General features: G+C 37.6%; 24 protein-coding genes. 17 read left to right on the top strand and 7 right to left on the bottom strand.

Translation table 11 applies throughout. From position 1 onward, the window contains the following. Nucleotides 1–35: 35 nt before the first annotated feature. The 3 genes from gyrB (at nucleotide 36) to secDF (ending at nucleotide 6,223) form a co-directional block, all read left to right on the top strand. Nucleotides 36–1,976: a DNA topoisomerase (ATP-hydrolyzing) subunit B gene (gene gyrB / locus P7V56_RS12165; RefSeq protein WP_171222939.1), complete on the top strand. Its 1,941-nt coding sequence runs from the start codon at nucleotides 36–38 to the stop codon at nucleotides 1,974–1,976. A 116-nt stretch (nucleotides 1,977–2,092) separates the two neighbouring features. Further along, a complete protein-coding gene (gene mdh, locus P7V56_RS12160; RefSeq protein WP_171222938.1) occupies nucleotides 2,093–3,028 on the top strand; it encodes a malate dehydrogenase in 936 nt (311 codons plus the stop codon). Nucleotides 3,029–3,253: 225 nt separating this feature from the next. Beyond that, nucleotides 3,254–6,223: a protein translocase subunit SecDF gene (gene secDF / locus P7V56_RS12155; protein ID WP_171222937.1), complete on the top strand. Its 2,970-nt coding sequence runs from the start codon at nucleotides 3,254–3,256 to the stop codon at nucleotides 6,221–6,223. Nucleotides 6,224–6,289: 66 nt separating this feature from the next. Here the strand turns inward: secDF and P7V56_RS12150 are convergent, their stop codons facing one another. The 5 genes from P7V56_RS12150 to P7V56_RS12130 form a co-directional block, all read right to left on the bottom strand. Next, entirely contained in the window at nucleotides 6,290–6,670 is a 381-nt protein-coding gene (locus P7V56_RS12150; RefSeq protein WP_171222936.1) for a DUF4258 domain-containing protein, read from the bottom strand. A 98-nt stretch (nucleotides 6,671–6,768) separates the two neighbouring features. Further along, entirely contained in the window at nucleotides 6,769–7,962 is a 1,194-nt protein-coding gene (locus P7V56_RS12145) for an alanine dehydrogenase (protein WP_171222935.1), read from the bottom strand. A gap of 133 nt (nucleotides 7,963–8,095) precedes the next feature. Further along, nucleotides 8,096–8,503, bottom strand: coding sequence for a tRNA (adenosine(37)-N6)-threonylcarbamoyltransferase complex ATPase subunit type 1 TsaE (tsaE, locus tag P7V56_RS12140; RefSeq protein ID WP_171222934.1), 408 nt, complete (start codon nucleotides 8,501–8,503; stop codon nucleotides 8,096–8,098). 70 nt (nucleotides 8,504–8,573) lie between these two features. Then, complete coding sequence (gene porX, locus P7V56_RS12135; protein ID WP_171222933.1) at nucleotides 8,574–10,127, bottom strand: T9SS response regulator signal transducer PorX; 1,554 nt, start codon at nucleotides 10,125–10,127, stop codon at nucleotides 8,574–8,576. Nucleotides 10,128–10,275: 148 nt separating this feature from the next. After that, nucleotides 10,276–10,479 (bottom strand): YgaP family membrane protein, encoded by a 204-nt coding sequence (locus P7V56_RS12130; RefSeq protein ID WP_171222932.1) that lies wholly within the window; start codon nucleotides 10,477–10,479, stop codon nucleotides 10,276–10,278. Between the two features lie 116 nt (nucleotides 10,480–10,595). On the opposite strand from P7V56_RS12130, the gene P7V56_RS12125 reads away from it, so the two are divergent. From P7V56_RS12125 to P7V56_RS12060, 14 genes are all read left to right on the top strand, one after another. Further along, complete coding sequence (locus P7V56_RS12125; protein WP_171222931.1) at nucleotides 10,596–11,228, top strand: Crp/Fnr family transcriptional regulator; 633 nt, start codon at nucleotides 10,596–10,598, stop codon at nucleotides 11,226–11,228. Between the two features lie 119 nt (nucleotides 11,229–11,347). Beyond that, entirely contained in the window at nucleotides 11,348–12,766 is a 1,419-nt protein-coding gene (locus tag P7V56_RS12120; protein ID WP_171222930.1) for an MBL fold metallo-hydrolase, read from the top strand. 9 nt (nucleotides 12,767–12,775) lie between these two features. After that, complete coding sequence (locus P7V56_RS12115; protein WP_171222929.1) at nucleotides 12,776–12,979, top strand: hypothetical protein; 204 nt, start codon at nucleotides 12,776–12,778, stop codon at nucleotides 12,977–12,979. Continuing rightward, on the top strand, nucleotides 12,972–13,274 hold the full coding sequence (gene trxA, locus P7V56_RS12110; RefSeq protein ID WP_171222928.1) for a thioredoxin: 303 nt from the start codon (nucleotides 12,972–12,974) through the stop codon (nucleotides 13,272–13,274). Before P7V56_RS12115 ends, trxA begins: the two co-directional genes overlap by 8 nt. 9 nt (nucleotides 13,275–13,283) lie before the next feature. Then, entirely contained in the window at nucleotides 13,284–13,556 is a 273-nt protein-coding gene (locus P7V56_RS12105; RefSeq protein WP_171222927.1) for a heavy-metal-associated domain-containing protein, read from the top strand. After that, nucleotides 13,549–13,749 (top strand): DUF6132 family protein, encoded by a 201-nt coding sequence (locus tag P7V56_RS12100; protein ID WP_171222926.1) that lies wholly within the window; start codon nucleotides 13,549–13,551, stop codon nucleotides 13,747–13,749. The genes P7V56_RS12105 and P7V56_RS12100 overlap by 8 nt, the downstream gene beginning before the upstream one ends. A gap of 120 nt (nucleotides 13,750–13,869) precedes the next feature. After that, nucleotides 13,870–14,070 carry a hypothetical protein gene (locus tag P7V56_RS12095; RefSeq protein WP_171222925.1) on the top strand — a complete coding sequence of 67 codons (201 nt, stop codon included), beginning with the start codon at nucleotides 13,870–13,872 and terminating at the stop codon, nucleotides 14,068–14,070. Between the two features lie 110 nt (nucleotides 14,071–14,180). Beyond that, nucleotides 14,181–15,779: a hypothetical protein gene (locus P7V56_RS12090; protein WP_171222924.1), complete on the top strand. Its 1,599-nt coding sequence runs from the start codon at nucleotides 14,181–14,183 to the stop codon at nucleotides 15,777–15,779. A 142-nt stretch (nucleotides 15,780–15,921) separates the two neighbouring features. Beyond that, a complete protein-coding gene (locus P7V56_RS12085; protein ID WP_171222923.1) occupies nucleotides 15,922–17,229 on the top strand; it encodes a TolC family protein in 1,308 nt (435 codons plus the stop codon). Nucleotides 17,230–17,257: 28 nt separating this feature from the next. After that, nucleotides 17,258–18,343, top strand: coding sequence for an efflux RND transporter periplasmic adaptor subunit (locus P7V56_RS12080; protein WP_171222922.1), 1,086 nt, complete (start codon nucleotides 17,258–17,260; stop codon nucleotides 18,341–18,343). Nucleotides 18,344–18,384: 41 nt separating this feature from the next. Further along, nucleotides 18,385–21,612, top strand: a complete 3,228-nt coding sequence (locus tag P7V56_RS12075; RefSeq protein ID WP_171222921.1) for an efflux RND transporter permease subunit — start codon at nucleotides 18,385–18,387, stop codon at nucleotides 21,610–21,612. Between the two features lie 4 nt (nucleotides 21,613–21,616). After that, the gene (locus P7V56_RS12070; RefSeq protein ID WP_171222920.1) at nucleotides 21,617–21,922 is read left to right on the top strand and encodes a hypothetical protein; all 306 of its coding nucleotides are present in this window, start codon (nucleotides 21,617–21,619) and stop codon (nucleotides 21,920–21,922) included. 10 nt (nucleotides 21,923–21,932) lie between these two features. Then, nucleotides 21,933–22,118 carry a YgaP family membrane protein gene (locus tag P7V56_RS12065; RefSeq protein WP_171222919.1) on the top strand — a complete coding sequence of 62 codons (186 nt, stop codon included), beginning with the start codon at nucleotides 21,933–21,935 and terminating at the stop codon, nucleotides 22,116–22,118. Between the two features lie 109 nt (nucleotides 22,119–22,227). Continuing rightward, on the top strand, nucleotides 22,228–24,267 hold the full coding sequence (locus tag P7V56_RS12060) for a M13 family metallopeptidase (RefSeq protein ID WP_171222918.1): 2,040 nt from the start codon (nucleotides 22,228–22,230) through the stop codon (nucleotides 24,265–24,267). 33 nt (nucleotides 24,268–24,300) lie between these two features. Here P7V56_RS12060 and P7V56_RS12055 read toward each other — a convergent pair whose 3' ends face one another. Together P7V56_RS12055 and P7V56_RS12050 are read right to left on the bottom strand one after the other, a co-directional pair. Continuing rightward, the gene (locus P7V56_RS12055; protein WP_171222917.1) at nucleotides 24,301–25,077 is read right to left on the bottom strand and encodes a superoxide dismutase; all 777 of its coding nucleotides are present in this window, start codon (nucleotides 25,075–25,077) and stop codon (nucleotides 24,301–24,303) included. Nucleotides 25,078–25,080: 3 nt separating this feature from the next. Beyond that, entirely contained in the window at nucleotides 25,081–25,356 is a 276-nt protein-coding gene (locus tag P7V56_RS12050; protein ID WP_171222916.1) for an acyl-CoA-binding protein, read from the bottom strand. Nucleotides 25,357–25,361 lie beyond the last annotated feature (5 nt).

Below are 25,361 nucleotides of genomic sequence, written 5' to 3'. Positions count from 1 at the left end.
TTAGACAAAAATCACATTTTTTACGATAAATTTATATGAGCGACGAGATTAAAAAGAACAATTATTCAGCCGATAGTATTCAGGCGTTAGAAGGAATGGAGCACGTAAGAATGCGTCCTTCCATGTACATTGGAGATACCGGAGTTAGAGGTTTGCATCACTTGGTTTATGAAGTGGTAGACAACTCTATCGATGAGGCTTTGGCTGGACATTGTGATACGATCAGTGTAATAATTAATGAGGATAATTCGATTACTGTTGAAGATAATGGTCGTGGTATTCCGGTTGACCTGCACAAAAAGGAAGGTGTTTCCGCTTTAGAGGTTGTTATGACCAAAATCGGTGCCGGTGGTAAGTTTGATAAAGATTCGTATAAAGTGTCCGGAGGATTGCACGGGGTTGGTGTGTCGTGTGTGAATGCGCTTTCCGATCATTTGCGTGCTACCGTTTTTCGCGATGGGAAAATATATGAACAAGAGTATGAAAGAGGGAAATCTTTATATCCGGTAAAACAAATTGGCGAAACCGGAAAAAGAGGAACAACCGTTACGTTCAAACCTGATGCTACCATTTTTACCCAAACTTTAGAGTATTCTTATGATACTTTGGCGGCGCGTATGCGTGAGTTATCATTCTTGAATAAAGGTATCACCATCACGCTAACCGATAAAAGACACACCAAAGACAACGGTGAGTTTGAAGGCGAAGTTTTCCATTCGAAAGAAGGATTAAAAGAGTTCGTTAAATTCTTGGACGGTAACCGTGTGCCAATCATTGGTCATGTGATTTCAATGGAGAATGAAAAAGGAGAAATTCCTGTGGAAGTGGCTTTGATTTATAACGAAAGTTATTCTGAAAATATCTTCTCTTATGTAAACAATATCAATACACATGAGGGAGGAACACACCTGCAAGGTTTCCGTATGGGATTGACTCGTACGTTGAAAAAATATGCGGATGCTTCCGGATTATTGGAAAAATTAAAATTCGAAATTTCGGGTGACGATTTTCGCGAAGGATTGACGGCGATTATTTCGGTAAAAGTAGCAGAACCTCAGTTTGAAGGACAAACTAAAACTAAATTAGGTAATCGTGAAGTAGTTTCTCCGGTATCACAAGCGGTGGCGGAAATGTTGGAGAATTATTTGGAGGAAAATCCGAGTGATGCTAAGATCATCGTACAAAAAGTAATTTTGGCCGCACAAGCGCGACATGCTGCTAAGAAAGCCCGTGAAATGGTCCAACGCAAAACCGTTTTAGGTGGTGGCGGTTTACCGGGTAAATTATCTGATTGTTCTGAGCAAGACCCGGCCAGATGTGAAATCTTCTTCGTTGAGGGAGATTCCGCAGGTGGAACGGCTAAGCAAGGTCGTGATCGTAATTTCCAAGCGATTATGCCGTTGCGTGGTAAGATTCTGAACGTAGAAAAAGCCATGCACCACAAAGTGTTTGAAAACGAAGAGATTCGTAATATTTTCACAGCTTTAGGTGTTACCATAGGAACTGAAGAAGACAGCAAAGCCTTGAATATTGAAAAGTTAAGATACCACAAAGTAGTCATCATGTGTGATGCCGACGTTGACGGTAGTCACATTGCGACATTAATTTTGACTTTCTTCTTCCGTTTCATGAAAGAGTTGATAGAAAACGGACATGTTTATATTGCGACTCCGCCTTTGTATTTGGTGAAAAAAGGAAACAAAAAAGAATATGCTTGGAATGATGACCAACGCGACTTGGCCAACGAAAAAATGGGTGGAAGCGCAACCATTCAGCGTTATAAAGGTTTGGGTGAAATGAACGCCGAGCAGTTATGGGAAACTACGATGAATCCTGAGTTCAGAACTTTGCGTCAGGTTACGATTGACAGTTTGGCTGAAGCCGATAGAATCTTCTCGATGTTAATGGGCGATGAGGTACCGCCACGCAGAGAGTTTATCGAGAAAAATGCGGTTTATGCTAAAATCGATGCGTAACTAGCCCCGATTGAAGTGGAAATCCTTTTTTGGTTTGTTCACAAACCAAAAAAGATTGCAGCGTAAAGCGGGAATAGCTTCAAAAAGATAAAAAGAAACAACAAATTATATACAAAATGAAAGTTACTATTGTAGGAGCAGGAAACGTGGGCGCAACATGTGCCGATGCAATTGCTTACAGAAGAATTGCCAGCGAAATTGTGTTGGTAGATATCAGAGAAGGTTTTGCGGAAGGAAAAGCGTTAGACATTACGCAAACTCAAACCACTTTAGGGTTCAATACCAAAGTAATCGGAAGTACAAATGATTATGCCAAAACTGCGGGAAGTGACGTAGTGGTGATTACTTCGGGCGTACCGAGAAAACCCGGAATGACTCGTGAAGAATTGATTGGGATTAATGCCGGAATTGTAAAAGGTGTGGCGGAAAATTTATTGAAACATTCCCCAAATGCTATTTTTGTGATTGTGTCTAATCCAATGGATACGATGACTTATTTGGCTTACAAATCTTTAGGATTACCTAAAAACAGAATCATTGGAATGGGCGGAACACTTGACAGTTCTCGTTTCAAAACCTATTTGTCTCTAGCTTTAGACAAGCCGGCTAATGATATTCAGGGAATGGTAATTGGTGGTCACGGTGATACGACTATGATTCCGTTAACAAGATTGGCTTCATACAATGGAGTGCCGGTTTCTCAGTTTTTATCGGAAGAAGAATTGGCTAAAGTGGCTGCAGATACTATGGTTGGAGGCGCTACTTTAACAGGATTATTGGGGACTTCGGCTTGGTATGCACCGGGCGCCAGCGTTTCTTATTTGGTAGATGCTATTTTGAATGACCAGAAGAAAATGATTCCTTGTTCAGTGTTTTTAGAAGGTGAATATGGGCAAAGTGATATTTGTATCGGAGTGCCTTGTATTATTGGTAAAAACGGAGTGGAAAAAATCGTTGACATCAACTTGAACGAGTCTGAAAAGGCATTATTCGCTAAGAGTGCTGATGCCGTTCGCAATATGAATAACGACTTAAAATCTCATTTGGGATAATATATTAAGGTAGGATAAAAAAGAGGCTGCAAACTTTGCAGTCTTTTTTTTGATATTAATGGTGAAAATATTGGTTAATCTTATCGATAATTATATATTTGCACGTTTCATAAAAAAGGGAATTGTTGGAAATTCAATACTTTAACGTATAATGTTTTGAATTTCAATAGTTTTTGCTTTTTCTAAACTAACAAGTAACACAGAATTAATTAATTTTTAGTAATAATGCAGAATAAAGGACTAGTTAAATTTTTCGCAATTCTATTTGCATTGGTAAGTATCTACCAACTTTCGTTCACTTTTGTGGCCAATAAAGTAAAAAGCGATGCCAAAACTTTTGCAGGAGGAAATCCTGAGAAAGAAATCAAATATCTTGACTCGATAGGAAAAGAAAAAGTTTTTCTTGATTTTTTCACGTACAATGATGTGAAAGACAAACAGATTAACAAAGGTCTTGACCTTGAAGGAGGAATTAACGTAATTCTTCAAATTTCGGTTAAAGATGTTTTGGTTCAGTTGTCAAACAATTCCAAAAACCCGGTTTTCAACAAAGCATTAGAGGATGCTAAGAAAAATCAAAGAGGAAATCAATCTTATTTGGATGCTTTCTTTGAAGCATTTGAGGCCAATAAAGGAACTACAAAATTAGCTTCTCCGGATATTTTTGCCAACAGAAATTTTGACGACAGTGAGTTGAACTTCAATTCTACTGATGCCGAAGTGCAAAAAGTATTGAGAAGAAAAGTTGACGAATCAGTAGAATCCGCTTTTGGGGTATTGAGAAGTCGTATTGATAAATTTGGGGTAACACAACCCAACATTGCTAAATTAGGTCAAACCGGTAGAATCTTAATCGAGTTACCGGGTGCTAAGGATGTTGACCGTATCAAAAAATTAGTATCAAGCAAAGCAGAATTAGAGTTCTGGGAAACTTATAAAGCGGAAGAATTAGGCGGATTTTTACAACAAGCCAATGAAGCTTTAAAAGCAACAGTAAAAGTTGAAGAAAAAGTAGAAGCAGCCAAACCGATAGATTCATTAAGTCAATTATTGACAGATAAAGAGAAAGATTCTACTGCAGCTAAAAAAGGAAATAATCCTTTAGTAGACAAATTTGTTTCTCTAGGTGGCGGACCAATCTTAGCCATTGTAAATACAAAAGATACTGCAGCAATCAATGGTTATTTAAAAAGACAAGAAATCCGTAATTTATTACCGGGTGACAAACGTTTTGCCAAATTTGCTTGGGGTAAACCTGTGGTAAGTGTTGATGAAAAAACAAAAAAAGAGACTACAACTGTTGAGTTGTATGCCTTAAAAGGAAATAAAGATAACGTTGCTCCGTTGAGCGGCGGAGTTATTGTAGATGCCAGAGATACTTTTGACCAAATGGGTAAACCAGCCGTTTCAATGCAAATGAACGGAGCAGGAGCTAATGTTTGGGAAAAATTAACCAACAATGCTTATACACAAAAAAGCTTTATTGCTATCGCTTTAGACAATGTAGTTTATTCAGCGCCGGGGGTAACTTCGGGACCAATTGCAGGTGGAAGATCTGAAATTACCGGAAGTTTTGACGTAGCGGAAACCAAAGATTTAGCCAATGTATTAAGAGCCGGTAAATTGCCTGCTACAGCAGAAATTATCCAATCAGAAATCGTAGGACCATCATTAGGACAAAAAGCTATTGATGCCGGTACAACTTCCTCTATTGTTGGATTCTTGTTGGTGTGTTTATGGATGGTATTCTATTACGGAAGAGCCGGTTGGTATGCCAACGTAGCTTTGTTAGTCAACTTATTATTCTTATTCGGAATCTTAGCTAGTTTAGGTGCGGTATTAACATTACCTGGTATTGCCGGTATCGTGTTAACATTGGGAACTGCAGTAGATGCGAACATTATTATTTATGAAAGAGCCAAAGAAGAATTGCGCGAAGGTAAAACCCTTGGAGATGCGGTAAAGGCTTCTTACGGATGGAAAGGTGCGATGCGTTCTATAATTGATGCCAACGTAACTCACGTATTAACCGGAGCTATTTTGTTCATCTTTGGAACCGGACCAATTCAAGGTTTTGCAACCACTTTGTTAATCGGTATTTTCACGTCATTATTTACTTCAATTTTTATTGCCAGAATCTTTATCGACAGAGATATTGCTAAAAACAGAAGTCTAACATTTACTACGCCATTAACTAAAAACTGGTTTACAGGATTCCATTTTGACTTTATCGGGATCAAAAAGATATCTTACATCTTCTCTTCTTTAGTAGTAGTAGTAAGTTGTGTGTCTTTTTACTTTAACGGTCTTGATGAAGGTGTTGATTTTGTAGGAGGAAGAACTTTCCAAGTGAAATTTGAAAAACCGGTAGAACCAACGCAAGTTTCTGAAGAGTTATCAGCAGCATTTGGAGTAGCAGTAGAAGCCAAAGTTTTTGGTGATGATGACCAATTAAAATTGACTACCAAATACAAAATCAAAGAAGATGGAGTAGAAGTAGACAAAGAAGTTAATGAAAAACTATACAATACTTTGAAAAAGTATTTCAAAGACGGATTAACCTATGATAACTTTATCAATACTTATGACGGAAAACAAACAGGAGTTTTACAAGCGTCTAAAGTAGGAGCAGCCATTTCAGCCGATATCAAAACCAATTCATTCTGGGCAGTTATCGGAGCGATGTTGGTGGTTGGATTGTACTTAGTAATTTCATTCCGCAAATGGCAGTATTCATTGGGTGCAATTGCAGCTGTATTCCACGATGTTATCTTTGTATTAGGATTGTATTCATTACTATACAAATACATGCCTTTCCACATGGAAATGGACCAACACTTTATTGCAGCTATCCTAACCGTTATCGGTTACTCTATGAATGATACCGTAATTGTATTTGACAGGGTTAGAGAGTTCTTAGCGGGTAACGTAAAAGGAACTTTCAAAGATGTAGTTAATGCTTCAATTAATACCACTTTATCAAGAACCATCAATACTTCATTGACCATGATTTTAGTATTGTTGATCATGTTCATCTTTGGTGGAGAATCCATCAGAGGATTTATATTTGCTATGTTGGTAGGTATCGTTGTAGGAACTTATTCTTCATTGTTTATTGCTACGCCAATTTTGGTTGATACTATTAAGAAAAAAGACATCGAAGAAATCGAAAGTCGTCACAAAGGAGAAGCTTAGTCTTTTCTTTACAGATAAAAAAAAGGGTTGTCAATTTGACAACCCTTTTTTTATAAACTCTTTTTATTATTCTTTCGTTTCACTAATGTTTTTTAAAACTGCTTTATTCGAATAATTAATAACTTCTAAGGTGATTTCTTTTGCTTTCTTGTTCTGACCATAGATAACATATTTTTTTCCTCCTTCTGCAGGGATGTTACTTTTGTCAAAATCTACATCACCGTGGGTCAATATATTTTTGATGTCGGTTTTGTCGGCTAAACCTTCACTCATTTGCTTAGTTGCAACAGAATCATAATGGAATGGTTTGTTTCTGATATCATTTAAGACTCTGGCGTTAGGGAAGTAATTACATCTGGTGTCTTTTCCGCTAAGTACTAAAACCACAAAAAACGACCCGATGACAAAACCCACTAAGTAGTAGGCCAATCGTTGGTAAAATTTCATAATTGATTATTTTTTTATTTCATACAATTCGACCTAAAGGTCTCGAGTGGCAAAAGTAATCAATGTTCGATATCGAATAAATGAAAAGCTGCTTTATTTTAGAATACAATCAAATTGATATCGTTGTCGGGTAAATTGAACCAGTCACCAATAGCTTTGTTGGTCAAAATGCCGTGGTAAAGGTAAACCCCATTCTTCAATCCTTTGTTACAACGAATAGCGCTTTCAATACCACCATCTTCGGCTATTTGAAGTAAATAAGGAGTAATGATGTTACTAATAGAAAGTGAAGCGGTTTTAGAATAACGCGAAGGAATATTAGGAACGCAATAATGAATGATATTATTTTTGATAAAAGTAGGCGACTCATGTGTAGTCACTTCCGAAGTTTCAAAGCAACCACCGGTGTCTATACTCACATCTACAATCACGGCGCCTTTTTTCATATGTTCTACCATAGTTTCGGTCACTACAACCGGACAACGTTCTTTACCGCGCATCGCACCAATAGCTACGTCGCATCGTCTAAGCGCTTTTAATAAAGATTTGGGTTGTATGGTAGAAGTAAATATTCTTTGGTTTAAATTGTTCTGTAATCGACGCAATTTGGTAATAGAATTGTCAAAAACTTTAACGTGTGCACCCAAGCCTAAAGCGGTTTTAGCGGCAAATTCACCCACAGTTCCGGCACCAAGAATCACCACATCAGTAGGTGGCACTCCGGTAATATTGCCTAAAAGCAATCCTTTCCCAAATTGGTTGTTAATCATTAATTCGGCCGCAATCAATACCGAAGCCGTTCCGGCTATTTCACTTAAAGATTTCACCGCCGGATAAGAACCGTCTTCATCTTTGATGTATTCGAATGCTAAAGCGGTGATTTTTTTCTTGCTCAGGGCTTCAAAATATTCTTTTTTTCGGGTTTTCAATTGAATGGCTGAAATGACTATGGTATTGGAATTCACTAAAGCAATTTCTTCCATGGTCAGAGGCTCAACCTTTAAAATCATTGGGCAACTTAATACCTTTTTAGTGTCTTTGGTAATAGTGGCACCTGCATCACTAAATTCCTTGTCCGTGTAACTCGAACTCAAACCTGCGCCCGATTCAATCATTACTTTATGACCGTGTGAGGTCAAAGAATTAACCGCATCAGGCGTTAAGCAAATACGTCTTTCCTGATAAGAAGTCTCTTTGGGAATACCAATAAAAAGTTCACTTTTATGACGATAGACTTCTAATTTTTCCTCTTGAGGTAAAAGTTGTTGCTTAGTGAATGGGGTTAAAGACATAATCGGTGATTGAATTTAGCTCGAAATTACGAAAAAAAAATCAATTTCAATTTCAAAATTCAATGACAATAGCAATGTTAAAATCAATAGGATAACAAATTGACTCTTGCGGTTGTAATTGAAATTGTCTTTTCTAGCTTAACCTCAGTATCCTTTTTGCGTCTGCTCCAATCGTTATGTCTATTTTGGAATAATGCTCGGGAAGTAAATTAGGAATCTTTTCCGCCCATTCAATAAAACACCAATGTCCGGAATACAAATACTCATCAATGCCCATATCCAAAGCTTCGGTTTCCGATTTTAAACGGTACACATCAAAGTGATAGACGTATCGGTTGTCTTCTGTTTGGTATTCGTTAACCAATGAAAAAGTCGGACTGCTTGTAGCATCTTTTACGCCTAGTTGTTTGGCTAACGCTTTGATTAGAGTGGTTTTTCCAACGCCCATATTTCCGTGAAAAAGAATCACTTTATTGGGGTTTTCGGCTAAAATCTTTTGAGCTACTTCTTGTATTTCGTCTATTGAAAATATGATTTCCATGTATCTGTTGATTAGTAGTTAGTAATTAGTAAAACTGCCAATCACTAATTACTAATCACTAATTACTTTTTTATTTCGGATTAAACACTAAAAACGGCACAATCATTTCTTCTAACGAAATGCCACCGTGTTGGTAAGTATTTCGATAGTAACTCACATAATGATTGTAGTTGTTTACGTAGGCCAAAAATAAATCATTTTTTGCAAAAATATAGGAACTGCTCATATTGATTGTTGGTAATCCAATCTTCTTCGGGTCTTTTACAGCAAATACGTCTTTGTCTTCGTAGGTCAAACTTCTACCGGTTTTGTATCTAAGATTCAAGCTGGTGTTTTTATCGCCAATCACTTTCGAAGGATTTTTAACGTTAATGGTTCCGTGGTCCGTGGTGATAATTAATTTAAAACCTAATTTTTGGGCTTGTTGAATGATTTCCAAAAGAGGGGAATTTTTAAACCAGCTCAAGGTCAATGAGCGATATGCCTTGTCATCCGAAGCCAATTCTTTGACCACATCCATTTCGGTTTTGGCGTGTGACAGCATGTCGACAAAGTTGTAGACCACTGTAACCAATTGGTTGTCCTTAAGTGCTTTGAAATTGTCAGCCAATTTTCTGCCACCGGTTAAGTTGGTGATTTTAAAATAATCTTGTTTGATATTCAATCCCAAACGTTTCAAATGCGCGGTTAAAAATTCGGCTTCATAAAGGTTTTTTCCACCTTCTTCCACGTCATTTTTCCAATATTGCGGGAACTGTTTTTCCATTTCTAAAGGCGTCAATCCCGAGAAAATGGAATTTCTGGCATATTGGGTAGCCGTAGGTAAACTGGCGTAGTACGGAATCTCTTTCTCTAATTTGTAATGATTGGCGACCACACTTTCCATCGCTTTCCATTGGTCATAACGAAGATTGTCAATGACTACGAATAAAACAGGTTTGTCCTTTTTAACCAATTCCGGTACGACTAATTCTCTGAATAGCGTATGAGATTGTACCGGTTTATCGGCTTTGGGTTCAAACCAACCTTCATAATTGCGTTCGATGAATTTTCCGAACTGCATGTTGGCTTCGACTTTTTGGCTTTCCAAAATTTCAAACATGCTTTGGTCGTTGATGTTTTCTAACTCCAATTCCCAAAACAGTAACTTTTTATACAATTCTACCCAATCTTCATAACTGTTGACCATAGCCATTTCCATCGCAATTTTGCGGAATTCTTTTTGGTAATCCAAAGTAGTTTTTTCCGAAATCAGTCTGGAATGGTCTAAGTTTTTCTTCAAACTCAACAAAATCTGATTTGGATTTACCGGTTTAATCAAGTAATCGGCAATTTTAGACCCGATGGCTTCTTCCATGATGTATTCTTCTTCACTCTTGGTAATCATAATCACCGGCGTGGAAGACTTTTTCTCTTTCATTTCCGATAAGGTTTCCAAACCGCTCATACCGGGCATATTTTCATCCAAGAAGACAATGTCAAAATTACCATCTTCATAAGCGTCAATAGCATCACGACCATTGTTGTAGGTCGTTACCGCGTAGTTCTTGTTTTCTAAAAATAAGATGTGTGGCTTGAGCAAATCAATCTCATCATCAACCCAAAGTATTTTGATTTTGTCCATAAGTACATTTTAATTTGGTGCAAATTACTATTTATAAAACGCAGTAGTATTAAAATTATTATAAAAAACAGTAATCTTTTTTGGAATAAGGACAATAAAAAAAAGTGCCACTAAAAGCGTCACTTTTAAAATCATTTTTAAAAACAAGTTACTTTGTTTTACAAGTATTGATTCCCAACAACGGATAAAGCGGGCAAAAACTTACCAAACTGGTCAGCAAAAAGATGACGCCAAAGGCCAATAGTACATAGCCTAAAGTTCCGGCAACCGTTCCGCTAAAATATAAATAAGCGAATACAGCGGCCAAAATTACCCTAATGCTTTTGTCTAAAGTTCCCATATTTTTTTTCATGATAAATTGTAATTTATTGGTTTATAGTAAGTAAAGTTACTCATTTCATTTTTTATCGAAATGATTTTTATCATGTCTTTTTTTAGTCGAAATTTACAAGACCTAAACAAATCATCATGTTAGCATTACTCAAAGAAAGTTACGGTTTTATTTTTGAAGAAAAACTTCTCGAAGAAATTGCCCAAGTATCCCAACTCAAAGCATTTGAAGAAGGCGAAATCTTGATTGATTTTGGCGATTATATCAAAAACATGCCCTTGCTGATTTCAGGTGCGATAAAAATTCTGCGTGAAGATTTTGACGAAGGCGAATTGTTACTTTATTTTTTAGAAAAAGGCGATACTTGTGCGATGACGATGGCTTGTTGTTTGGGTGAAACCAAAAGTGAAATTCGCGCAGTAGCCGAAACCAAAGGTGAAGTAGTTATGATACCGGTAGGCAAAATGGAAGAATGGCTCGGCAAATATAAGAGTTGGCGAAATTACGTTTTCAACAGCTACAACAGCCGCTTAAAAGAAATGTTGATGGCCATTGATAATCTGGCTTTCATGAATATGGACGAGCGATTGTACAATTATCTTTTAGACAAAGCCCAAATCAATAAAACCGATTTTATTCAAAATACCCATCAGGAAATTGCCTACGACTTGCATACTTCGCGTGTGGTGATTTCTCGTTTGTTGAAGGCTTTAGAAAACGAAGGAAAAATAAAACTGCATCGGGCTTCCATTGAGTTGGTTCGATCGTAAGCTTGTGTAACTTTTGATACTGAATCTCGGTTTTCTAAAATCTAATTTTGTTCTGTCTAACTGATAATTATCATTTCAAAATAAACCTTGAAGCGATACTTTTGAGAAAAACTAAGAACATGAAATTAGAACAAATTTATACCGGATGTTTAGCACATGCTGCTTATTATTTGGAATCCAACGGTGAAGCGGCCATTTTTGATCCTTTGCGTGAAGTACAACCTTATATTGAACGCGCGACTAAAGACAATGCCAAAATCAAATATGTTTTCGAAACGCATTTCCACGCCGATTTTGTATCGGGACATTTGGATTTAGCCCAAAAAGAAAAAGCCGTCATTGTTTACGGACCAACAGCCAAACCGGGTTTTGAAGCTTTGGTAGCTCATGATAATCAGGTTTTTGAGGTTGGCAATTGCAAGGTCAAAGCCATTCATACACCCGGACATACCATGGAAAGCACGACTTATTTGATTATTGATGAGAACGGAAAAGAACACGGCATTATTACCGGAGACACATTATTTATTGGTGATGTTGGCCGACCGGATTTGGCCCAACATGTAATAGCCGATTTAACGCAAGACAAATTAGCCAGACTGCTTTATCATTCGCTTCGAGAAAAAATCATGCCGTTGTCAGATGACTTAATCGTTTACCCGAATCACGGTGCCGGAAGTGCTTGTGGGAAAATGATGAGTAAAGAAACCACCGATACTTTGGGCAACCAAAAAAAGAGCAATTACGCTTTGAATCCAAAATTAACCGAAGACGAATTTGTTCTCTCATTACTAACCGGATTAACAACGCCACCGGCTTATTTTCCCAAAAATGTATTGATGAATATTCAAGGTTATGAAAGTTTGGATAAAGTTATGCATCGCGGTCAAAAGCCTTATGATGCCAAAACATTTGAAATCGTAGCCAATGAAACGCAGGCCTTGATTTTGGATACCAGAAAAGCGGCTGAATTTGCGAAAGGTTTTATTCCCAATAGTATCAACATCGGATTAGAAAGTAATTTTGCGATGTGGGTTGGCGAATTAATCCCCGATTTGCAGCAAGAAATTTTATTGGTAGCCGAAAATCACGAAAAAGTAGAAGAAGCCATCATCCGATTATCGAGAGTAGGTTATGACCATACCATCGGTTATTTGGAAGGCGGTTTTGAAGCTTGGATAAAAGCTGGAAAAGAAATTGATTCCGTAAACAGAATCTCGGCCGAAGAATTAGAAACTTTAGTAGAAATTCACGCCACACCAATCATTGATGTCAGAAAGAAAAGCGAATACGATTCTGAGCACTTAGTAGGCGCTATTAATGTTCCATTAAATGAGATTAATCAGCATTTGTCAGACTTTCCCAAAGACAAACACTTTGTATTACATTGTTTAGGCGGTTATCGCAGTATGATTGCCGCTTCGATTTTAAAGCAAAGAGGTTTTGAGAATTTTGTGGATGTGATTGGCGGTTTCAATGAAATCAAGTTGACGAAATTGCCTATTACCAATTATGTTTGTCCAACGACTTTATTATAATTTTTTGTAATGAAAAAAATACTATTTTCTAATTGGCATCTTATGCGCTATTTCAGACTAGCGTTTGCTTTATTTCTTTTTTACCAGGCTTATGAAACCCATCATTGGTTTTTTGTAGCTTTTGGTGTTTTCTTTTTGTTTCAAGCTCTATTTAATTTGGGTTGTGGTTCCAATGGTTGCAATGTAAATTATAAAACTCAAAAGGATGAATAATAGTTTTGACCAAATAATAAATTCGGAAAAACCGGTATTGATAGATTTTTTTGCCACTTGGTGCGGACCGTGTCAAGTGCTTGGTCCGATTTTAAAGGAAGTTAAAGACAGTCTTGGAGAAAGAGTGTCCATTATTAAAGTCGATGTAGATAAAAATCAGGAATTGGCCGCTATGCAACAAGTTCGTGGTGTGCCAACGATGATATTGTTTCAAAATGGACAACAACTATGGCGACAATCCGGTGTGTTATCCAAAGAAGAAATTATTAAAAATATACTCGAAAAATCAATATAACTTAACATCATGGAACAGCAATTTGAAGTGGAAAATATAAAATGCGGTGGCTGTATGAATAGTATTAAAACCGCTTTGCTCAAACTGGAAGGTGTAACCGGAGTCGAAATAGATAAAGAAATTGATACGGTTTTGGTGAATGGTGACTTTAACCGAGAGGCAATAGTTGAAAAACTAAACGATTTAGGCTATCCCGAAAAAGGCAACAATACCTTGATAAGAAAAGCAAAATCGTATGTGAACTGCGCCATCGGCCGAATGACAGACAACACTAATGACTAGAAAAGTAGTAATTGTCACTGTAATCGGAGTATTGGTCGGAGCCATTGGCGGTTATGCCTATTATCATTTTATAGGTTGTGCCAGCGGGAGTTGTGCCATTACATCCAAACCGTTGAACTCTACTTTATACGGAAGTTTAATGGGCGGATTGTTGTTTAATATTTTTGTGCCAAAACCAAAGCAAGAAAAATAGTTGTTGTTTCGAAGCTTGATTCTTAAGTTAGTTTTAAGCTAAAATTTTGTTTGTCAATGTTTTTAAAGATTACATTTGATAACAGTTAAATAGATTAATCCCTTAAATAAATTATAAAAGATGAAAAAATTAGTTTCCGCATTTGCCGCAGTAGCACTTTTGTTTGCTATGAATGTTAACGCCAACAATGGTGATCCAAAACAAAAAAAGAAAAAAGCAAAAACTGAAAAGTCTTGCTCAACTGAAGAGAAAAAAGAATGCAGCACTGAGAAAAAAGCCGGATGTTGCGCTTCTAAAAAAGCAGAAGATAAAAAAGCATAGTTGTACTTTTTTATATGATTTAAACGCCTCAATTTTGAGGCGTTTTTTATGTAACAAATGTTGCAAAACAGTCTGTTGAGAATAGATAGCTTTGGTGAAATATTCTTAATATGAAACTTCTTTATACTTTGTTGTTTTTAGGATTGACCAATGTGATTTTTTCACAATCTACATTTGATTACCAAGTACAACTCAATCCGATTAGCATTGCCAATTTTCCCGGAATCCATTCGTATGCTTTTGGTCAATCCAATGGTAAATGGTTAATAATAGGCGGAAGAGTCGATGGAATTCACGCAAGACAACCGTTTAATGCTTTTCCGTCCTCAAATAACAATACGACTATTTATGTTGTCGATGTGGTTACAAATCAATTTTGGTCAACTTCAATAAATGTTTTGCCTACCGCTTTAAAAGAGCAACTCCAAGCTAGTAATTTCAATTTTTACCAAGATGAAAATGCACTTTATATTATCGGAGGTTATGCTTTTTCGGCTACAGCCAATGATCATATCACATTTAATAAAATGACATCGATTAATGTTTCGGGTTTGATTAATTCAGTAGTTAATGGTACTTCCATTTTGCCTCATTTCAAACAAATGACCGATGCCAATTTTGCCATCACCGGTGGACAATTAGGCAAAATAAATAATACGTTTTATTTAATTGGTGGCCACCGTTTCGACGGAAGATACAATCCGATGAACAATCCAACTTTTACCCAAACCTATTCCAACCAAATCCGAAAGTTTTCCATCGATAATTCCGGAACGCAATTGAGTATTTATAATTATGAAGCCATAACTGATGCGGTTCATTTACACCGTAGAGATTACAATTTATTACCGCAAATCTTCCCCGATGGTTCTCAAGGATACACGATTTCATCCGGCGTTTTTCAAATCAATGTCGACTTACCGTTTTTATATCCCGTTGACATCAAACCCGAAGGTTATTTTCCGCAAACGTCTTTCAACCAATATTTGAGTAATTACCACAGTGCCAAATCTTGTTTGTATGATGCTACCGAAAATCGTATGCACAATCTCTTTTTTGGCGGAATCAGTCAGTACTATTATAACGGAACTACTTTGGTACAAGACAATAATGTGCCTTTTGTCAATACCATCAGCCGAACTACAAGATTCGCCAATGGTGCTTTACAAGAATACCAACTGCCCGAAACCATGCCGGCTTTAAAAGGCGCAAGTGCCGAATTTATCCCGAATAAATCATTACCACATTACAGTAACGAAGTCATAAAACTAAGCGAGATTACTACGGATGAATTTGTAATCGGTCATATAGTCGGCGGATTGACCAGTCCAAGTGCGAATCCGTTTTCGGTCAATAATACTTCAACTACTTCAGCCAATGCTACTATTTATGAAGTGAAGCTGATTAGAAATGCTCCTTTGGGTGTCCAACCCATTGAAGGGAAGAATCCGTTTTCAATGTCTGTTTCACCAAATCCGACCGACAGCAGTACTGTGAGAATCAATTTTAAAATGGCTTATGCCACTAACATTGATTACTTTGTTTCTACCATGGACGGTAAAATTGTTTTAGACGGTGAAATTGAAGATACTACACGAGGCGATAATAGTATGAATTTTGAACTGGATGGAATCTCCAATCAAACAGTAATCATCACTTTTATATTCGATAATAAGTTTTATGTTTCCCAAAAAGTGATTGTAAAATAAATCAATTCAATACCACTATATTTTTGAGTGCCTGAGAAATCAGGCATTTTTTTATGCCCAAATGCCTCTGTAACAATTGTAACTGTACACGCTTTTCTACAGCAGTATTTTTGCTTCATAATTCAGATAAACTAAGATGAATATGAACAAAATAGTAGTAACCACAGGATTTTTATTCTTATCAATTTTCGGATTTAGCCAAGATACTTTGTCTATTTCCAAAAGCGATTTGAAACAAAAAATAACCGAGAAAAACCTGCAAATCAAAATCGCTGATCAAAACTACCAATTGGCTAAAGCAGATTTCCGCCAATCAAATGCACTCTTTTTGCCCAACATTACTGTTTCCTATACCGGAATGGCTACTACCAATCCGCTAATGGCTTTTGGTTCCAAATTAAATCAGGAAATTCTAACCCAATCCGATTTCAATCCGGCTTTGTTGAATGACCCGAAAACCACGCAAAACTTTGCCACTAAAATCGAAATCCAACAACCGTTACTCAACGTTGACGGCATTTTCGGAAGACAAGCGGCTAAGGCCAAAATGGAAGCTTTCCAACTGCAAACGCAACGAACACAAGAGTATTTAGAATTGGAAGTATCCAAAGCTTATATGCAATTACAATTGGCTTATAAAGCCGTTCGTGTTTTGGAAAAAGCAGAGTCAACGGCTAAAGCCAATTTGAAATTGGTCGACAATTATTTCAAACAAGGTTTGTTGCAAAAGACCGATGTGTTGAATGTTCAAGTACGCGTTAATGACATTTCAAATCAATTGCAATACGCCAAAAGCAATGTGCAAAATGCCTCCGATTATTTGGCTTTTCTATTAAACGAAGACACGCAAGGCAAAACCTTTAAACCTTCAGAAGAATTAGAGAACTCCATTAAGGTTGAAGCTATAAATACCCAATTATCCGAGAATAGAAAAGACATTCAAGCGATGGATAAATCATCCGAAGCGTATCAAAAAATGATGGTCATGAGCAAAATGAATTTTTTGCCAAGATTAAACGCTTTCGGAAGTTATGAGTTGTACGACAGTCAGTTTTTAGGCACTGCTGCCAAAGGATATTTGGTTGGAGCACAATTGTCTTGGAACGTTTTCGACGGTTATAAATCCATCGGAAAATACGACAAAGCCAAAGCTGATTTCCAAAAAGCTGCCATCGAAACCGAGCAATACAAAAAGCAAAGCCAACTCGAATTAAGCAAAACCAATCGACAACTAAAAGATGCTGAAAACAAAGTCGGTTTGTCGCAAATGGCCTTCGAACAATCGCTAGAAGCGTATCGCATTCGCCAAAATCGTTTCACCCAAGGATTAGAAAAAACCACCGATTTATTGACTGCCGAAACCCAAATGATTCAAAAGGAATTAGAGCATTTGCAAGCCGTTTTCGAGTACAATTTCACCCAACAGTATTTACAATTTTTGACCCAATAGTATTAAGACAATTATAAAACAGAACAACATGAACAATAAAATAATAACCACGCTATTGCTATCGCCTTTCTTATTCCTTTCTTGTGGAAAAGACCGAAAAGAAATTACAGATAATGCCGCGGCTATCCCGGTAAAAGTTAGTGGAATGACTGCGCAAAACAATGGTTCTTTTGTAACCGCCAGCGGCAAAATCGAAGCCGAAAACAGTGCCAATGTCAGTACCCGAATGATGGGTTACGTAACCAAAGTACATGTGAAAGTCGGGCAAAAAGTTAGCGCCGGACAATTGATGGTAAGCATCAACGCTACCGATTTACAAGCCAAAAAAGCCCAAGTAGATGCGTCTATTTTGCAAGCTACGGCGGCGTTTAATAATGCCAAAAAAGACTACGAAAGATTCACGGTATTATTCAACCAACAAAGTGCTTCTCAAAAAGAGTTAGACGACATGACTTCGCGCTACGAAATGGCGAAAGCCGGATTGGATGCCGCTAAGCAAATGCGTAATGAAGTTTTAGCCCAATTCAATTATAGTAATATCACCGCGCCGTTTTCGGGCGAAGTAACCAATACTTTTGTCAAAGAAGGCGATATGGCGAATCCCGGAATGCCGCTAGTAAGCATAGAAGGCGTTTCGCGTTTGCAAGTTACTGCCATGGTTTCGGAAAGTGATATAGCCAACATTCAAAACGGAATGGCCGTAAAAGTTTTGGTAAAATCCATCAATAAAGAAGTAACCGGGAAAGTTATTGAAGTCAGCAGTTCGGCTAAAAATACCGGCGGACAGTATTTGGTAAAAGTCAGTTTGAACCAAATCGACAAAGCCATTTTATCAGGCATGTTTGTCAATGTTCAATTTCCGGTAGCCAATAAAACTCAAACGACTAACACAACCGATAAAGTGTTGGTTCCCGAAAGCGCTTTAGTAAAACAAGGCCAACTCACCGGAATTTACACTATCGGCAACGGTAACAAAGCCATTTTAAGATGGTTGCGCATCGGGAAAACTTTTGGCAACCAAGTCGAAGTTTTATCAGGCTTATCGGCTGAAGAACAATACATCGTTTCGGCAGAAGGTAAGTTGTATAATGGCGCAAAAGTTTCTATCCAATAGATTCTGAAAATCTAACAATCCAACAATCTAAAAATCTAAAAATGCAAGAAGGTATATCAGGTAAAATCGCCCATTTTTTCATCAATTCGAAGTTAACGATACTGTTAATGGTTGGATTAATGATTATCGGCGTATACAGTTCGTTTCTGATTCCAAGAGAAGAAGAACCGCAAATTAATGTTCCGATGGCCGACGTAATGGTGGGTTATCCCGGAGCGAGTCCAAGTGAAGTCGAAAGCCGCGTGGTGAAACCTTTAGAGAAAATCCTTTCCAACATCAAAGGCGTAGAACACGTGCACAGTATGGCGATGAATGGGCAAGCGATTTTGATTGTCCAGTTTTATGTTGGGCAAGATGTGGAACGTTCGTATGTAAAATTATACGATGAGTTGGCCAAACACGAAAATATGTTTCCGCAGGGTGTTTACAAACCTTTAGTAAAAACCCGTTCTATTGACGATGTTCCGATGTTAGGCCTAACACTTTGGAGCGAAAAGCTAAACGATTTCGAAATTCGTCAAATAGCCGAAGAAGTAACTTCTGAGATTGAAAAAGTAAAAGATGTCGCCATCACCAAAGAAATCGGTGGCCGAAACCGCGAAGTGAAAGTGGTGTTAGACAAAGATAAAATGGCCGAAAACGGTGTCGATGTGTTGAGCATTATGCAAATGATTCAAGCCAATAACGGCAGCTCACAATCCGGAAGTTTTGTTTCAGCCGATAAAGAATATTTGTTGACAACCGGAGAATTTCTAAAATCTGCAGAAGATGTTGAGAATTTAGTAGTTGGTGTGAATGCCAATCTTCCGGTTTATTTGAAACAAGTCGCTTCGGTACAAGACGGACCGTCAACGCCGAGAAGTTATGTGTCTTTTGGGTATGGCAAAGCCAATGAAAAATTCGCCAAAAACAATTCGGAATATCCTGCCGTAACGATTTCTATCGGTAAAGTAAAAGGGGCAGATGCGATGAAAATTTCCGAAAAGATTTTGGAGAAAGTCGAGCAACTGAAACAAACGATTATCACCGATGATGTTCACGTAGAAGTAACGCGTAATTACGGCGAAACCGCTTCGGATAAAGTAGGTGAGTTGTTACTGCATTTAGGGATTGCGATTATTGCGGTTACGCTTTTGGTGATGTTAGCCATGGGTTGGCGCGGCGGTTTGGTGGTTTTCTTTTCAGTACCATTAACGTTTGCTTTGACACTGTTTGCCTATTATATGTTGGGTTACACGTTGAATAGAATTACCTTATTCGCTTTAGTTTTCGTGGTGGGAATTGTCGTAGACGACAGTATCATCATCGCCGAAAATATGCACCGTCACTTCAAGATGAAGCGATTACCATTCAAACAAGCAGCTATTTATGCGATTAATGAAGTTGGGAATCCAACTATTTTAGCAACGTTCACAGTTATTGCAGCTATTCTTCCGATGGCGTTTGTATCGGGAATGATGGGACCATACATGAGTCCGATGCCGATTGGTGCTTCGATTGCAATGTTGTTGTCCTTGTTTGTGGCGTTGACTGTTACACCTTATTTGGGTTACCATTTATTACACGAAAAAGAAGAACAAGAACAAAAAGCCGAACAAGGATTAGAAACATCATGGATTTATAAAGTCTATAGCAAAATGGAAAGACCATTTTTAGAAAGTTCTAAAAAGCGTCGTTTGATGTTAGGTATCACCGTTTTATTGTTAATCGGTTCGGTCTTGATGTTTTTTACCAAATCGGTAGCCGTGAAGATGTTACCATTTGACAATAAAAACGAATTCCAAGTCGTGATTGACATGCCGGAAGGAACGACTTTAGAAAGAACGGCTGCGGTAACTCAGGAAATCGCCCAATATCTTTCAACCGTTCCTGAAGTGGTAAATTATCAGAACTATATCGGTACTTCTGCTCCGATTACGTTTAACGGTTTGGTGCGTCATTACGATATGCGTGGTGGTAGTAATATGGCCGATATTCAAGTGAATTTGTTGCATAAAGAAGACCGCGATTTGCAAAGTCACGACATTGCCAAAATCGTCCGTCCCGAAATTCAAAAGATAGCCAAGAAATATGCTGCTAATGTTAAGATTATAGAAGTGCCACCCGGACCGCCGGTATTATCGACATTGGTAGCGGAAATCTATGGCCCGAATTATAAAGAGCAAATCAAAGTCGCCAATCAAGTAAAAACCATTCTAGAAAATACCACAGATATAGTTGATGTAGATTGGATGACTGAAGACGACCAAACGGAATATAAATTGGTGGTCGATAAAGAAAAAGCCATGCTTAACGGAATTGCTCCACAGCAAGTGGTAGGCAATTTGACTTATTTGCTTAAAGAATATCCGGTTTCTAATTTGTATGATGAAAATTCAAATGACAATGTAGGGATTGTTTTGTCTTTAGACGATAAGGATAAAACGAGTTTACAAGACATTCAAACTTTGAAAATCAAAGGCAATCGCGGCAATGTTGTTCCTGTTAGTGATTTGGTTAAAGTGGTTCAAGACACCTTGCAAAAAACCATTTACCGCAAAGACCAAAAACGTGTGGTGTATGTAACTGCTGATATGGCCGGAGATTTAGAAAGTCCGGTGTACGCGATTTTAGGTATGAATGAAAAACTCCAAAAAATGCAATTGCCAAAAGGCTATAAAGTCAACGAATTGTACATGGAGCAACCATCTGATGAAAGCGATTTTACCGTAAAATGGGATGGCGAATGGCAAATTACGTTGGAAGTCTTCCGCGATTTAGGAGCAGCTTTCTTAATCGTGATTGTGATTATTTATATGTTGATTGTAGGTTGGTTCCAAAATTTCAAAACCCCGATGGTGATGATGATGGCTATTCCACTTTCGTTAGTCGGAATCGTTTTAGGTCACTGGATGTTGGGTGCTTTCTTTACCGCAACTTCTTTTATCGGAATGATTGCTTTGGCCGGTGTGATGGTGCGAAACTCAGTTTTGCTTATCGACTTTATCGAAATCCGATTGAACGATGGCGTACCATTGAAACAAGCTATCATAGAAGCCGGCGCAGTAAGAACCACGCCAATTTTATTAACCACCGGAGCAGTGGTTATCGGAGCATCCATCATTTTGTTTGATCCGATATTTCAAGGTTTAGCGATTTCGTTAGTATTTGGAGCAATTGTATCGACATTGCTGACACTAATTGTAGTGCCTTTGATTTATTACATCACCGAGAGAAAAAAATGGGAGCGCAATTCATCAGAAACAAAAGAGCAAGAACTTAATTCCTAAAATCATGAAATTATTAATCATCACCGCCATAACTGAATTTGAGAAAGACATCAAATCGATGCTGAAGAAAGCAAGCGTCAAAGCTTTCAGTTACAGAAATGTAATGGGTTACAAAGACGTTTCGGAAGAATTTATTGAAAGTAATTGGTTCGCTTCCGAAATGAATGAAACGGAATCCTTGCTTTTTTACGCTTTTGTAAAAAAAGAAAATGTGGATTTGTTCTTCCAACTCGTCGCCGATTTTAATGCCAAACAGGAAACCAAGGCACAAGTGGATGTGGCTGTACTTCAAATTGAAAAATCTAATTAATATTAATACTATGAAAAACAGAATAATCAGAGCTGTAGCGGGAACATTTATCTTAATCAGCTTATTGTTATCGATTTATGTCAATCAGAATTGGCTTTGGTTTACCGCTTTTGTCGGAGCCAATTTGCTGCAATCTTCTATCACCAAATGGTGTTTGATGGAAGATATTTTAGACAAACTCGGAATTAAAGATTAATCACTAAGCCACCTTCGGGTGGTTTTTTTATGTTTAATTTTCACAAATGCATTAACTTTGGTAACATTTAAGTCTAAATGAAGTCCAATAGCCATTTAAAAGTATTTATATGAAATTAATAACCAAGCTAACTTTAGGCTTATTTTCTGCGTTATTGCTTATTGGTTGTAACCAAAAAGAAGCCGATTTTATTGATCCTTTATTAACTAACAGAGACACCACGGTCAATCCCGGCGATGACTTTTTTATGTATGCCAATGGTGGATGGTTTAAACGAAATCCAATTCCGGACAGTGAAAGAAGTAACGGGATATTCCGAACTATAGGCGATACCATTAATTCTCAAATTAAACAAATTTGTGAAAAATCAGCGGAGATGACCGACGCACCGAAAGGAAGTAACGAACAAAAAATAGGCGATTTCTATGCTTCCGGTATGGATACTTTACAAATTGAAAAATTGGGTTTGTCCCCTTTAAAAGCTGATTTGAGTAGAATCAAAGCCATTAAAGATGTTCCTTCCTTATTGAAAACCATCGCGTATTTACATACCATCGGTGCTAATCCGGGTTTTTCTTTGTATGTAGGTCAAGATGATAAAAACAGTGCTAAATATACCGTGTTTTTGGGTCAAGGTGGATTGGGTTTAGGGAATCGAGATTACTATTTCAATACCGATAAAGAAACCGCTAATATTCGTTCCGAATATGTAAAGCATTTGGAGAAAATGGGCTTGTTAATTGGAAAAAATAAAGAAACCGCTAAAGCCAATGCCAGCATAATTATGAAGTTGGAAACAGAATTGGCGGATAACTCCAGAAAATTAGAAGCGCTTCGTGATCCGATTAAAAACTACAATAAAATGGGGATTGATCAAATCAATGCCGCAACGCCAAATATCGATTGGAAAGCAATGACTGCCAACATCGGAATTAAAAATGTTGATACCGTAATTGTTGGCCAACCGGAATTTTACAAGGCTTTGAACCAAATGATAAAAAGTTATTCAATCGAAGATTGGAAAACCTATCTGGAATGGGATTTGGTAAATTCTTATGCGTCTTATTTGAATAATGCTATAGAAAAGCAAAACTTTTATTTTTATTCTACAGTGATGAGTGGCGTGAAAGAACAAAAGCCAAGATGGAAACGCATAGTAGAGCAAACCGATGGATCTTTGGGCGAATTAATAGGTCAGGTTTATGTGAAAGATTATTTGCCGAAAGGCTCCAAAGAGAAACTGCTGGAAATAGGAAATAACATTCGCGATGTTTATGCAGAACGCATCAAGAACTTGGATTGGATGAGCGAAGAGACAAAGAAAAAAGCTTTATTCAAGTTGAGTAAGATTGTAATGAAAGTCGGTTACCCTGATAAGTGGAAAGACTTGAGCAGTGTTCAGATCAATAGAGGTACGTTTTTAGCCAATGTTATGGCTACTAACAAATGGGCGATTCAAGATATGATAAAAAAGTATGGCAAACCGGTTGATAGAACCGAATGGGGCATGTATCCGCAAACCTATAATGCTTATTATAGTCCTAGTAACAACGAAATCTGTGTTCCGGCTTGTAATATTTTGGTACCCGGATTTGAAGGCAGAATGCCCGATGATGCTGTGTTGTATGGTATTATTGGTGGTTCTACTTTCGGACACGAAATCACCCACGGATTTGATGACCAAGGCAGTCAGTATGACGAAAAAGGAAACTTAAACAATTGGTGGACCGCAGAAGATTTGAAAAAGTTCAAAGCCAAAACCAAATTGATTGTGGAACAATTCAGTCAATACGAAGCTTTACCGGGCAAATTCGTAAACGGTGATGCTACGCAAGGGGAAAACATAGCCGATTTAGGAGGTGTTGTCATGGGATTTGAAGCCTTTAAAAAATCAGCGCAATACAAAAACAAAGAAAAAATAAGTGGTTTAACGCCGGAACAACGTTTCTTTTTAGCTTATGGCTACGCTTGGATGGTGAATATCAAACCGGAATCTTTAGCCCAACAATTATTAACCGATGTACACGCACCGGCCAAATACAGAATCAACGGACCATTGGAAAACAATCCCGATTTCCACAAAGCTTTCAACATCAAACCCGGAAGCAAAATGCGAAGACCGGACAACCTGAAAGTGGTTATTTGGTAAAAAAAATCCCTAATCGAAAGATTAGGGATTTTTTTATTTCGTTGTCGTGGCTTCCAAATACCGTTCGGTTACTTTTTTCCAATTGATGACTTTAAAGAAAGCTTCAATGTATTTTTTGCGTTTGTATTGGTAGTCTAAATAATAAGCGTGTTCCCAAACATCCAAACATAAGATTGGTGTTCCTTTTACGGTTTGGTTCGGCATTAAAGGATTATCTTGGTTGGGCGTACTCGTTACCGATAATTTTCCGGCTTTGTCTACTACTAGCCAAGCCCAGCCTGAACCGAATTGTTTTTCGGCGGCATCAGAAAACTGATTTTTAAAAACTTCAAATGAACCAAAATCTCGAGTGATTACAGTGGCCAAAGTATCTTTGGGTTGACCACCGGCTTTGGGTGCCATACCTTCCCAAAAATGGGTATGGTTATAATAACCACCGGCATTATTTCTTAAATCGGCATTGTTCATGTCTAGCTTTTTAAGAATATCTTCTATGGCTAAATCAACCATCAATGGATCGGCAGCGACCAACTTGTTGAGGTTATTAGTGTACGTTAAATAATGTTTGGAATAATGCACTTCCATCGTAAGGATATCAATGCTTGGCATCAAAGCATTGTATTCGTAAGGCAATTTAGCAAGCGCGAATTGTCCTTCTTCTGCAGTTACATCATCAGGCTGACCGATAGTTAGTTTTTCCTCCGCGGAAGGCAATGGCACTTCTACTACTTCGGTCAACTTTTTTTTATTGCAAGAAGGCAATAGGAACGTAAAAGAAAAACATAATGCAAAAGCAATAATCCTTTTCATAATTTATTTTTTTTCGTTTACAATGGCGTGGATAGCTTCAATGTATAATTCTTTGGCTTCGTCTACTGATAAGTGACTGATTTGCATCCAAGCATTGGTTTTAAAAGCATTTCTTAAATCAAAACTCCCTGAATTGTTGTATTCAATAGTGCCAAAAGTGGCTTGTTTATAATAGGCATACAATCGCAACTGAACATCTTGCGGCAACGATGACTGTGTCATTTGGGAAGCAATCTCAACTGCTTCCAGAAATCGAACTTCTAATTCTTTTTCAGACATGTTTT

Origin of the sequence: Flavobacterium sp. IMCC34852 (assembly GCF_030643905.1) — a bacterium.
Lineage (GTDB): Bacteria > Bacteroidota > Bacteroidia > Flavobacteriales > Flavobacteriaceae > Flavobacterium > Flavobacterium rivulicola.
Note: the sequence above shows the minus strand (reverse complement) of the source record. Positions and strands in the feature narration are given on the sequence as shown.